This is a genomic window from Citrobacter sp. VF227 (assembly GCF_052950715.1).
In genome coordinates, this window is the sequence record NZ_JBRFVF010000571.1 from 1 (window position 1) to 440 (window position 440).

General features: G+C 52.7%; 1 pseudogene. It reads left to right on the forward strand.

The features are described 5' to 3' along the window. Window positions 1–7: 7 nt before the first annotated feature. Window positions 8–382 (forward strand): annotated as a pseudogene (mioC, locus tag ACU8YC_RS27920) (FMN-binding protein MioC); the annotation flags it as partial. Window positions 383–440 lie beyond the last annotated feature (58 nt).

Genomic DNA, 440 nt, shown 5'->3' on the forward strand with positions numbered 1-440 from the left:
GCGTACAATACGCCCTCTTTATAAAGGTGGGCGATCAACGGCAGACATCACTCTTATCAGCGGCAGCACGCTTGGCAGTGCGGAATATGTAGCAGAGCATCTGGCTGAAAAGCTGGACGACGCTGGTGTTTCCAGCGAAATACTGCATGGACCAATGCCTGAAGAGGTCCCGACTGACGGGATCTGGCTGATGATTAGCTGCACACACGGAGCAGGAGACATTCCTGACAACCTGCAGCCTTTATATGATGCCTTACGCGAGCAGCAACTGCACTTTTCACAAGTGTACTTTGGCGCAATCGGGACCGGCAGTCGTGCATATGACACTTTTTGCGGCGCAATCGACAAGCTGGAAGCCGAACTGAAATCCTCTGGGTCAACATAGGTCGGCGAAACTCTCAGGATCAACGTACTGGAACATGAAACTCCGGTAGCTCCGG